This window comes from Microlunatus sp. YIM B11417 (genome assembly GCF_059617205.1).
Genome location: NZ_JCAMPJ010000003.1, coordinates 925,206 through 936,850, shown reverse-complemented (window position 1 = coordinate 936,850; position 11,645 = coordinate 925,206). Strand labels below are relative to the sequence as shown.

9 protein-coding genes are annotated in these 11,645 nt (G+C 72.3%); 8 read left to right on the top strand and 1 reads right to left on the bottom strand.

Going from position 1 to position 11,645, the window contains the following annotated elements:
• Positions 1-14 precede the first annotated feature (14 nt).
• From AC6CCG_RS19535 to AC6CCG_RS19520, 4 genes are all read left to right on the top strand, one after another.
• Positions 15-3,611, top strand: a complete 3,597-nt coding sequence (locus AC6CCG_RS19535) for a CDP-glycerol glycerophosphotransferase family protein (RefSeq protein WP_496656258.1) — start codon at positions 15-17, stop codon at positions 3,609-3,611.
• A complete protein-coding gene (locus AC6CCG_RS19530; protein ID WP_496656257.1) occupies positions 3,604-5,112 on the top strand; it encodes a CDP-glycerol glycerophosphotransferase family protein in 1,509 nt (502 codons plus the stop codon). The genes AC6CCG_RS19535 and AC6CCG_RS19530 overlap by 8 nt, the downstream gene beginning before the upstream one ends.
• Before the next feature lie 191 nt (positions 5,113-5,303).
• Entirely contained in the window at positions 5,304-6,506 is a 1,203-nt protein-coding gene (locus AC6CCG_RS19525; RefSeq protein WP_496656256.1) for an ATP-grasp domain-containing protein, read from the top strand.
• 29 nt (positions 6,507-6,535) lie between these two features.
• Positions 6,536-7,285 carry a DUF6223 family protein gene (locus AC6CCG_RS19520; protein ID WP_496656255.1) on the top strand — a complete coding sequence of 250 codons (750 nt, stop codon included), beginning with the start codon at positions 6,536-6,538 and terminating at the stop codon, positions 7,283-7,285.
• Here the strand turns inward: AC6CCG_RS19520 and AC6CCG_RS19515 are convergent.
• Positions 7,260-8,219, bottom strand: a complete 960-nt coding sequence (locus tag AC6CCG_RS19515) for a 5'-3' exonuclease (RefSeq protein ID WP_496656254.1) — start codon at positions 8,217-8,219, stop codon at positions 7,260-7,262. The two genes, AC6CCG_RS19520 and AC6CCG_RS19515, sit on opposite strands and share 26 nt — an antisense overlap.
• A gap of 26 nt (positions 8,220-8,245) precedes the next feature.
• On the opposite strand from AC6CCG_RS19515, the gene AC6CCG_RS19510 reads away from it, so the two are divergent.
• Genes AC6CCG_RS19510 through AC6CCG_RS19495 form a run of 4 tightly spaced genes read left to right on the top strand, consistent with a single transcriptional unit; the run spans position 8,246 to position 11,643 of the window.
• Complete coding sequence (locus AC6CCG_RS19510) at positions 8,246-8,683, top strand: Lrp/AsnC family transcriptional regulator (RefSeq protein ID WP_179758095.1); 438 nt, start codon at positions 8,246-8,248, stop codon at positions 8,681-8,683.
• Complete coding sequence (gene lnt, locus AC6CCG_RS19505) at positions 8,680-10,305, top strand: apolipoprotein N-acyltransferase (RefSeq protein ID WP_496656253.1); 1,626 nt, start codon at positions 8,680-8,682, stop codon at positions 10,303-10,305. Before AC6CCG_RS19510 ends, lnt begins: the two co-directional genes overlap by 4 nt.
• A gap of 40 nt (positions 10,306-10,345) precedes the next feature.
• Positions 10,346-11,125: a polyprenol monophosphomannose synthase gene (locus AC6CCG_RS19500; protein WP_496656252.1), complete on the top strand. Its 780-nt coding sequence runs from the start codon at positions 10,346-10,348 to the stop codon at positions 11,123-11,125.
• Between the two features lie 2 nt (positions 11,126-11,127).
• Positions 11,128-11,643 (top strand): FxsA family protein, encoded by a 516-nt coding sequence (locus tag AC6CCG_RS19495; protein ID WP_496656251.1) that lies wholly within the window; start codon positions 11,128-11,130, stop codon positions 11,641-11,643.
• The last annotated feature ends 2 nt before the right edge of the window (positions 11,644-11,645 follow it).

Below are 11,645 nucleotides of genomic sequence, written 5' to 3'. Positions count from 1 at the left end.
AACCGGAGTCGCCCGTGAACCGGACTGCGGAGCAGGTGCGGTGGAGCCTCGAGGACCCGTTGCTGGCGGCCGTGCCGCTGGTGCTGGCCTGGCTGGTCTGGTCCGGGGCGGTGACCTCGGACGTCGGGATCGCGCTGTTCGTGATCGTGGCGATCGCGGCCGCGGTGATCATCGGGATCGAGCAGCAGCTCGCGTACCGGCGCGACGGTGAGTCGCCGGTGGGCAGCCGGCAGCTGCCCCGGGTGGCGCTCGCCGCCGCGGTGACCGTGTTCGAGCCGGCCAACGATCCGGTGGCCGGGGCCGGCCGGGCGCTGGCGATGTTGATCATCGTCGCCGGGCTGATCGTTGAGCCGGCGATCGCCCGCGGCGCCGCCTCCAAGCTGGTGTACGTGCACGGGCTGCCCGGCGTCGCGCCGCTGCGCGAACCGCGCGGCTGGCTGCCGCCGGCCGTGCTGTGGGCCGGCCTCGGCGCGACCGTGGCCGGCGCCTGCCTCGGCTGGATCGGCTGGGCACAGTCGGGCTTCGAGACGGCCGGGTCCTGGCTCTGGGCGGCGGCCGCAGTGCTGGCGGCGCTGGTGACGGTCGCGTTCCTTGCCGAGACCGCCGGCCGGATCCGGCGGCACCGCGAGATCGAGCGGCAACTGTCCGGCGCGGTCGCCGCCTACGGGCCGCGGTTCGTCGTCTACACGGCCCGGCCGGACGACGCCTCCTACCAGGTGGCCATGTGGCTGCCGTACCTGAAACGGGCCGGGCTGCCGTTCCTCATCGTCGCGCGGGACGAGCTGCCGGCCCGGGTGCTGGCCGGCCTGACCGACGTCCCGGTCGTGGTCCGCCGCACCATCGGCGGGCTGGACGATGTGGTGGCGCCGACCCTCCGGGCCGCGTTCTACGTCAACGCGTCGTCGGGCAACGGTGCCTTCATCCGGTACGGCCACCTGACCCACGTCTATCTCGGCCACGGCGACTCCGACAAGCCGCCGTCGTACAACCCGACCCACGCGATGTACGACCGGATCTTCGCCGCCGGCCCGGCCGCCACCCGCCGCTACGCCGACCACGGCGTCCGGATCCCGCCGGACAAGTTCCGCGTCGTCGGGCGGCCCCAGGTCGAGGGCATCGAGGTCATCGACCCCACGCGCCCTGAGCCCAACCACCCCACGCGCCCTGAGCCCAACCACCCCACGCGCCCTGAGCCTGTCGAAGGGCAACCGGTCCTCTACGCACCCACCTGGCGCGGCCACGTCACCGAGACCCAGCTGTCCTCGCTGCCGCAGGGCCTGCGGATCGTCGACGCGCTGCTGGCCCGCGGCCGGACGGTGATCTTCCGGCCGCACCCGTTCTCGTACCACTTCGCCGAGGACACCGTGCTGGTCGAGCAGATCCAGCGGCGGCTGGCCGACGACGCGGCGGCGACCGGCCGGCAGCACGTCTGGGGGCCCGCGGCCGAGACCGAACGGACCGTGCTCGACTGCACCAACGAGTCCGCGGCGATGATCGCCGACGTGTCCGCGATCGTCTCGGACTACCTGTACTCGCGGAAGCCGTTCGCGATGGTGGCGGTGCCGGAGGGCGACTTCGTCGCGCAGTACCCGATCGCCCGCGGCGCGTACGTCCTCGACCGCGACCTGACCGACCTGGACCCGGTCCTGGACGATCTGCTCGGCGCCGACCCGCACGCCGGCGTGCGGGCCGAGATCCGGGCCGACTACCTGGGCGACTTCCCGACCGAGCACTACGCCGACGCGTTCGTCGACGCGGTCCGCGACGCCGCCACCGGGACCGATCCGGGCGACCTGCACGGGCTGTCCGAGCCGGACGAGCCGAGCCGGCCCAGCCGCCGGGCCAACCTGCGCCGGCAGCTGTCCGCGCTGGCCGGCGGCGCGGTGGCCGGGGCCCTGGCCGCGCTGGCCCTGGCCACGGTCCTGATCGGCGCACCGGAACCGGTGTCGGTGGTGCTGGCGCTCGCCGGGGTGCTGCTGATCGGCTGGCTGAAGCGGACCCAGTTGGGCAGACTCGCCGGCTGGGAGAGCCTGCTGACCTTCGCCGGACCGGCCCGGCTGCTGCTCGCGGTCGGCTTCGGACTGAGTGCGACGACCGGCCCGGTCGTGCTGACCACGACGGTCGTGGTGGTGCTCTGCGTCGCCGCCGAGACGGCGATCAAGCGCGGCTGGGGCCGGCACGGCGTCGAGGTGGCGAACCTGCCCAGCCTGCGCGCCGAGCTGCGCCAGCCGGCCGTGCTGCGGCTGACCTGGCCGGGCACCCTGGTCGTCCTGGCCGTCGGCTGGCTCGGCTGGGGGCTGCCGGTCCTCGGCTGGCTCGCTCTCGGCCTGGCCGTGCTGCTGCTCGCCCTGACGGCCGGCGCCCTGGTGCTGGCGGCGGTCCGGGTGCACCAGGTCGTCGCGGCCGAGGAACGGCTGCCGCAGACGGTGCGGGACCTGGCGCCGCGGTTCGCCGCCTACTTCGCCTCGCCGGTCGGCGCGCGCTACCAGCTCGGCATGTGGCTGCCGTACTTCGACCGGATCGGCGAGCCCTACGTGATCATCACGCGGGACCTCAAGATGCACCGGGAGATCGCCGCGATCACCTCGGTGCCGGTGATCTACCGGCCCAGCCTGGGCAGCCTGGAAGAGGTCATCGTGCCGTCGCTGACCACCTGCTTCTACGTCAACAACGCGGTGAAGAACACCCACTTCATCGAGCGGCGGGAGCTGACCCATGTCTGGCTCAACCACGGCGACTCGGAGAAGCCGGCCTGCTACAACCCGGTGCACGCGATCTACGACCTGATCTTCGCGGCCGGCCAGGCCGGCATCGACCGGTACGCCCGGCACGGCGTCGAGATCCCGGCCGAGAAGTTCCGGATCGTCGGCCGGCCCCAGGTCGAGTTGATCACCCGGGCCGAGCGGCCGGTCGCCGAGCAGCAACGGCCGACCGTGCTCTACGCGCCGACCTGGCAGGGCACCTTCGCCGACACCAAGGTCTATTCGCTGCCGGTCGGGGAGCGGATCGTCGGCGCCCTGCTCGAGCGCGGGGTCCGGGTGATCTTCCGCGCCCATCCGTTCAACTACCGGTTCCCGGCGGCGGTGGAGTTGATCAAGAAGATCCAGGCCCGGCTGGCCGCGGACCCGGCGGGCGGGCACGTCTGGGGCGACGCGGCCGAGCAGACGATGACCGTCGAGGACTGCTTCAACGCCTCCGACGCGATGATCTCCGACGTGTCCGCGGTGGTGTCGGACTACCTGCACAGCGCCAAGCCGTTCGCGATCGTCTCGGTCGGCCGCACCCCGGACGACCTGGTCCGGGACGCGCCCGCCGCGCTGGCCGGCTACCTGATCGAGGACGACCTGACCAACCTGGCGGCCGCGCTGGACGACCTGTTGATCAACGATCCGAAGGTCGCGGAGCGCGACAGCACCCGGATCTACTACCTGGGCGACTTCCCGGCCGAGACGTACGCCGACGGCTTCCTCGACCAGGCCCGAGCCGTGATCGGCCGGCCTGCGGCCGAATCCGGCCTGGCCCTTCGACAAGTTCAGGGCACGTTGGCGAGCCAGCACCGTGAGCTTGTCGAAGGGTCGAGCCCGGCCCAGCATCCGGTTGATCATGGTTAGCCTGCTCCGCCGCGGGATCCCCGACGTTCCGCTGGCCATCGCCGCGGGCCTGCTGGTGATCATGGTCGCGGCCCTGCGGTCCGGGCCGTCGCCGGCCCTGGCCTGCGGGATCGGGCTCGGCCTGCTCTGCGCCGGGATGATCGCGCTGAGCCGGCCGCTGGCCCGGGCCGGCTCACGCCCGCAGCTGAGTGCTGTCCGACTGCCGGGCCAGCCGGACCCGGCCCGGCCGATCACCGCCACTGAGACCCGGCTCGTCGCGGGCCTGGTGCTGCTGCTGTCCGGGCTGGCCGCGGCGACCGGCCTGACCCTGGTGATGATCTTGACCGGCGTGGTCGGGCTGGCGGTGGCAGCGCGGCTGGTGATCTTCACCCGGCGCCGGATGCGGACCGTCGGCAACCCGGCCCGGACCCGCGCCGCGATCGAGACGTACGCACCGCGGGTGATCATCTACACCAGCCGGGAGAGCGGCGGCGCCTACCAGCTGGCGATGTGGCTGCCGCTGCTGGACCTGCTGGGGGAGCGCTACCTGGTCGTGGTCCGCCAGCCGGCCGCGCTGGCCTGGGCCGCCCCCCTGACGCAGGCCCCGGTGGTCTGTGCGCCGCTGGCGACGGACCTGGACGCGGTGGTGACCCAGTCCACGAAGGTCGCGCTCTACGTCAACGTCGTCGGCGGCAACGCCAACCTGGTCGGGTTCCGGTCCATGACGCACGTCTACCTGGGCCACGGCGACTCCGACAAGGAGGCATCGGTGCACCCGACGCACCGGATGTTCGACCGGATCTTCATCGCCGGCCCCGCGGCCCGGGAACGCTATCTGCAGGCCGGTCTGGAGATCCCCGACGACCGGCTCGTCGAGATCGGCCGGCCCCAGCTGGCCGACGCCGCGACCCCGGCCACCCGGATCGGCGCGGTGGCCGACCCGACCGTGCTGCTGGCCCCGACCTGGCGCGGCTACAACGCCAGGACCGAACTGAGCTCGCTGCCGTACTGCTCGGTGCTGGCCGAGGCGCTGATCGCCCGCGGGGTGACGGTCGCCTTCCGGCCGCACCCGCTGAGCTGGGACAACGCCGCCGAGCGGTCCCTGATCGACGCCGTCGACGCGCTGCTGGCCCGGGACCGGACGACCTCCGGGCGACCGCACCGGCTGGCCCGGGAACACCGCCGGGACCCGCTGGCCGAGGCGTTCAACGCCTCCGACGCGCTGGTCGCCGACGTCAGCGGCCTGCTGGTCGACTACTTCGCCACCCTGAAGCCGTACGCCGTCGTGCTGGGCCCGGCCACCGCCGAGCCGCCCGCCACGGCCGCGGCCGCGTACCGGATCACTCATGATCAACTCCGGGCCGGCGACCTGGACCAGGCCCTCGACGAACTCCTCCGCCGGGACCCCAGTGCCGACCGTCGCCCGGCCGTCGCCGAGCACTACCTGGGCCCGCTGCCGCCCTCCGCGCAGCCTTTTCTCACGGCGCTGCGGACCCAGCTCGACCTGACACCCCGTAGCTGACCCAAGTCTCCGGACGGTGCCGCCGGGTGCGCGCTGGCCGGGGAGCGGTCGAAAGCATGAGACCATCAGGGCAGAGGGCCCGCATCCGGGCCGTCTGCCCACGGCTTTCATCGTGTCCGGTCGCGACCACCGAACGGACCCCGCAGTCGATGCCTCCCGTCACGGCCCGCTACGCACCTTCGGGAGGTCCCATGACACTCGCCCTTCCCTTCTCGCCGTCGGTCGGCGCTCCCCGGACGCTCAGCGACGTCTACGGTCCGGGCGTCGCCGTCTGCGCCCGGCCGCCGCTGGCGGACGCGGTACCGGTCGGCACGCATCGGCACACGCGCGACGTGGTCTCCGCCCGGCCGATCGCGGTGGCCGCGGACACGCCGCTGATCTGCAGCGCCGGCGGCACCGAACCCGGGCTGCTGGCGCGGTTGCGCGAGAGCGGGCTGCCGGTCGGCTCCGAGCTTCGCGAGTTCCGTACCGAAGTCGAGTTCGAGTTCCGGGTGAGGGAGGCGATGGCCGACGGGCTGCTGATCTCGATGGAGTATCCGCAGCCGGCCGGACTGTGCCCCGACCCGTACGCGGTCAAGTCGGGTGGGCTCGTCGGCTTCCTCAACAACAAGGCCAGCATCAGCACCTTCGTCGATCCGGACTTCCAGGCCCGGCGCAGCATCGTGACCGGCGCCGACCTCCTCGCGGCGACGCCGGTGGCGGATTCCTGGGTGCTCAAGGCGGCGACCGACGACGCGCACCGCGGCAACCTCGACGTCTACCTGCATCGGGCCGGTGACCCGATCACCTGGCCGGCCTTCACCCGCGTCCTGACCGAGTTCGTCGTCGAGGAATACCTGGATCTGGCCCGCAACTGGGGCATCCAGTTCTATGTCGGATCGAGCGGCACGGCACGCCTGCTGGCCGTCACCGAACAGCGGGTCGACTCTGTCGGCATCTACGACGGCGGACTGTTCGGCCTGGTCAGCGCGCCGCCGCCGGAACTGCTGGCGGAATGTCAGTCGATCACCCAGCGTGCGGCGGAACTCGGCTATCGCGGGATGTGCAGCCTGGACTGCGCCGAGACACGGGACGGCCGGCTGATCATGCTCGACCTGAACTTCCGGATCACCGGGGGTTCGATCCCGCTGCTGGCGCTGCAGACCGTCCGCCCCGACGCGCTGGACCGACCGGCCGAGTCGGTGAGCCTCGCGGTGGCCGCGCCGCTGCCGGACCTGCTGGCCGCGCTCGGCCCTGACCTCTCCGCCGCTGGCCTCATCGTGGTCGCCGGCCACGACACCGCCCGCACGGATCACCCGGTCCGGCGGAGCACGCTGCAGCTGCTGGTGTACGGCGACGATCCCGACGAGGTGACTCGGCGCCGCTGCGGGCTGACCGCGCGGTTCAGCGGCTGAGGCCCCGCGCCCGGCCGGTGGAGGCGGCCATGAACCTCACCCTCTTCATCACCGGCGGTCTGCTCGCCGCCGGCCTCCTGATCGGCGGTGCGATCAAGCTCGTCGTGCCCGCCGAGACGCTGGCGGCGACCCGGGCCGGAGCCTGGGTCCGCGACGTCGGCGGCACCGGGGTCAGGATCATCGGCGTCCTGGAGATCCTGGCGGCCCTGGGCCTGGTGCTGCCGGCCGGCGTCGGCGTCGCGCCGATCCTGATCCCGGTCACCGCGATCGGCGTCGCGCTGCTCATGATCGGCGCGATCGTCCTGCACGTACGCCGACGCGAACCGCTGCTGCTGGCCGGGCCGGTGGTCTACCTGGCGGCGGCCGGCTTCGTGGCCTGGGGACGGTTCGGACCAGAGCCGGACCCGAACGTCTTCACCGCGCACGTCGGCGCCACCTACCTCAGCGCCGGGCGGCTCGGCGCCCTCGTGGCGGTGTGGCTCGGGGCGGCGGGAGCGGTCGTGGCAGGCCTGGCCCTGTCCCGTCCCGGCAGCCGGCTCGGCATCCGGACCGGGTCGCTCGGCGCACTGTCGGCGCTGGGAGCCGGGCTGATCGGCGTGCTGGTGGCCGGACTGGTCGTGCTGACCTCGGACGCCGGCATCGGGACCGGGAACGGGCGCGCCGGAGCCTTGCTCGGGCTGCTCGCCGGGGCCGCGGCGCTCACGCTCGGTGCCGTCGCGTTGGTCCGGGCCCGGCGCTCGGCCGGGTCCGAGCTCAGTCGAGGGCCAGGGCGGCGGTGATCCGGTCGGCGCTGGTGCCGAGGCCGAGCCGCTCGGTGAGCTCGGCGAAGGCGGCCGGGTCGACCGGGGCGGCGGGCAGGGCGAGGTCGTCCGGCTTGACGCCCAGGTCGAGGTCGCGAGCCACGGCGACCACGGTCGGCGCGACGGCCAGGTAGTCGATCGCGGCGCCCAGTTTGGACCGGATCGAGCTGCTGATCTTGGTCCCGGGCTCGCTGGCGGCGGCCAGCACCTGCTCCAGCGTCCCGTACGTGGTCAGCAGCGACGCCGCCGTCTTCTCGCCGATCCCGGCCACCCCGGGCAGCCCGTCCGACGTGTCACCGCGCAGGGTGGCGAAGTCGACGTAGGCGGCGGCCGGGATGCCGTACTTGCCCTGCACCCAGGAATCGGTTACCTGCTCGTGCTTGCCGACGCCGCGGGCGATGTAGAGCACCCGCACCTCGCGCGTGTCGTCCACCAACTGGAACAGGTCGCGGTCGCCGGTCACCACGTCGACCGGCATCTCCGCGGTCGTGGCCAGGGTCCCGATGACGTCGTCGGCCTCGTACCCGTCCTGGCCGACGATCGGCAGCCCGAGCGCGGTCAGCACCTCGACGATCAGCGGCACCTGCACCGCGAGGTCGTCCGGAGCCTGTTCACCGGCCGTTTCGGTGGAGGTCGACATCTCGCTGACCACCGTTTCCCCGGCGTCGGCGACCCGGTGCGCCTTGTAGCTGGGAATCAACTCCACCCGCCAGGCCGGACGCCAGTCGTTGTCCCAGCAGCAGACCAGGTGGGTCGGCCGGTAGGTGTCGACGAGTCTTGCGATGAAGTCCAGCAGTCCACGGACCGCGTTGACCGGGGTACCATCCGGTGCACGCAGGGAATCCGGTACGCCGAAGAAGGCGCGGAAGTACAGGGAAGCAGTGTCGAGGAGGAGTAATCGAGGTGTGCGCACAGTCGAATCCTGGCACGGCGTCGGGGATGGAGAAGCTTGACCGGCGGATTCTCGAGCTGCTGGCGAGAGACGGCCGGATGTCCTACACCGACATCGGCAAGGAGACCGGTCTCTCGACCTCGGCCGCCCAGCAGCGGGTCCGGCGGCTGGAACAGCGTGGCGTGATCAAGGGGTACCGGGCGACGCTCGACTCCAACGAGCTGGGCCTGCTGGTCACGGCCTTCGTGGCGATCAAGCCGTTCGACCCGAGCCAGCCGGACGACGCGCCGGACCGGCTGCAGCACCTGCCGGAGATCATCTCCTGCTACTCGGTGGCCGGTGACCCGAGCTATCTGCTCAAGGTGCAGGTGCCGACGATGGCCGATCTGGAGGCCGTGCTGGCCAAGATCCGGGCCTCGGCGAAGGTGTCCACCCATACGACGACCGTGCTGTCCACGCCGTACGAGGATCGCCCGCAACTGTGACCGCGCTGCTGGACGACCGCCGACTGCTCTGGCGGCTGGTCTGCGCCGTGGCCGGCGGGCTGGTGCTCGGCCTGGCCTGGCAGCCGTACGCGTTCTGGGGCGCCGTCCTGATCGGTATCCCGCTGCTGCTGATCGCCGTGCACGGGCAGCGGGCCCGTCGCGGCTTCGGTCTCGGGTACGCCTTCGGGCTGGCCCTGCTCACCGTGACGATCGGCTGGATCCAGGTCCTCGGCACCTGGATCGCCGCGTTGTTGATCTTGTTCGAGGCGCTCTTCTTCGGCCTGCTCGGGCTCGCGCTGGTGCTGATCTCGAAGCTGCGGCTGTGGCCGCTGTGGTCGGCGTTCGCCTGGACCGCACTCGAGTTCGCCTACTCCCGCGTCCCGTTCGGCGGCTTCGGCTGGGTCCGGCTGGCCTACGCGGCGGTCGACACGCCGCTGGCCGGCTTCCTCCCGCTGATCGGCGTACCGGGGGTGAGCCTGCTCGTCGCCCTGGCCGCGTCGGTGTTCGGCTGGCTGGTGCTGCGCGCGCTGCAGGAGAACCGGCCGCGGGCGGAGTGGCGTCCGTTCCTGCTGGCGCTTCGCCAGCCGGCGGTCGCCGTGCTGATCGGGTTCCTCGTCGTCGGCGCCACCGGGGCGATGTTCCGCGGCCTCCAGTTCGAGTCGGCCGCCGGAACCGGAGAACCGCTCACCGTCGGCGTGGTGCAGGGCAACGTCCCGGGCCGCGGCATGGACGCGATGGGCGAGGCACGCTCGGTCACCAACAATCACCTCAGCCAGACCATCGAGCTCACCACGCGCTGGCGGCTCGGCCAGGCGCCGGAGCCCGACTTCATCCTGTGGCCGGAGAACTCGACCGACATCGATCCGGTGCTCGACGCCACCACCCGGCAGGTCGTCGACTCGGCCGCCAAGGTGTCCGGCAAGCCGATCCTGGTCGGCGCGGTGATGGAGGGACCGGGGCCGGACGAGCGGCAGACCACCGGCCTCTGGTGGGACCCGCAGCAGGGCATCCTCGGCCGGTACGACAAGCGCAACCTGGTGCCGTTCGGCGAGTGGATCCCGTTCCGGGCCCAGCTGCTGCCGCTGGTGCCGATCCTCAAGGAGGTCGGGCCGCAGGCCATCCCGGGCACCCGGCCCGGTGTCATGACCGTGCCGGTCGGGGACCGGAACATCACCGTCGGCGACGCGATCTGCTTCGAGCTGGCGTACGACCAGACCATCTACGACACCATCACCAACGGCGCCCAGGTGTCGCTGGTGCAGAGCAACAACGCCACCTACGGCGGCACCGGCCAGATCGAGCAGCAGTTCGCGATCACCCGGGCCCGGGCGATGGAGACCCGGCGCGAGATCGCGGTCGCCACGACGAACAGCGTGTCCGGCTTCATCGACCGCGACGGCAACGTGGTGCACAAGACGCGGGAGTTCACCGCGGACTCGTTCGTCGTCGAACTGCCGGTCCGGTCGGCTGTCACGCCGGCGGTGCTGATCGCGCCCTGGCTGGACCGGGCGATGGCCCTGATCGGCCTGCTCGCCGCGGTCGCCGGCGGTGTCGGAGTGGCCCGCTTTGGACGTCTGCGGAAGACTGGGGAGTCTCCGGCGCGGGAACCCGCGCACTCCTGAGGGTCGTCCCCTCGGTGAACCAGGAACGAGAGGACCCAGTGTGACCGAACGGCCAGCCACCGAACTGGGCCGGATCTTGGTGATCGTGCCGACCTACAACGAGGCGGCGAACATCGAGAAGACCACCGGCCGGCTCCGCGAGGCCGTACCGGAGGCCGACATCCTGATCGCCGACGACAACTCGCCGGACGGTACGGGAGACGTCGCCGATCACCTGGCCGCCTCCGACGACCACGTGCACGTGCTGCACCGGCGCGGCAAGGAGGGCCTCGGCGCGGCCTACCTCGCGGGCTTCGGCTGGGGCCTGGACCGCGGCTACGGGGTGCTGGTCCAGCATGACGCCGACGGGTCGCACCCGGCGGAGCGGCTGCCGGCGATGCTGCAGGCGCTGCGGACGGCCGACATGGTCAAGGGCTCGCGCTGGGTGGTCGGCGGCCGGACCGTCAACTGGTCGCCGGCGCGGCAGCTGATCTCCCGGGTCGGCAGCCTCTGGTCGCGGATCTGCCTCGGCCTGCCGATCAAGGACGTCACCGGTGGCTACAACGCGTGGCGGGCCGACACGCTGCGCAAGATCGGGCTGGACGACGTCGCGTCGGCCGGCTACTGCTTCCAGATCGACCTGGCCTGGCGCACCGTCAAGGCGGGGCTGCGGGTGGTCGAGGTGCCGATCACGTTCGTCGACCGCGAGCACGGCGACTCCAAGATGAGCCAGGCGATCGTCATCGAGGCGCTGATCCGGGTGACCCTGTGGGGGATCGCGTACCGGGCCGGGCAGCTGTCCGGCGCCGCCCGCCGCCGGTCCAAGGCCGTCGGGAGCTGATCATGGGCCGCCGACACCCCTGGTTGATGCCGCTGCTGCTGGTCCTGCTGGTGGCGGTGCCGATCCTCGAGGTCTGGCTGCTGATCCAGGTCGGCCAGCAGATCGGCCTGCTGCCGACCTTGTTGATCTTGGTCGCTGAGGCCGTCCTCGGCGGCTGGCTGATGCGGCGCGAGGGCAACCGGGCCTGGCGGTCGCTGACGGAATCGTTCCAGCAGGGGAGGATGCCGTCCGGTGAACTCGCCGACGCCGCCCTGGTGCTGGTCGGCGGCACCTTCGTCATGCTGCCCGGGTTCGCCACCGACGTGATCGGCCTGTTCTTCCTGCTCCCGTTCACCCGCCCGCTGGCCCGCCGCCTGCTCGGCGCCGCGATCGCCCGCCGGCTGGACCGGGCCGGTGTCTCGACCGTGCTCGACGTCGACCCGGGCACCGTGGTCGACGGCAGCGTGGTCGACGGTACGGTCACCGAGCCGAAGTCCGAGCCGCGTACCGTGCGCGGCACTCTCGATCCGCCGCGCTGACC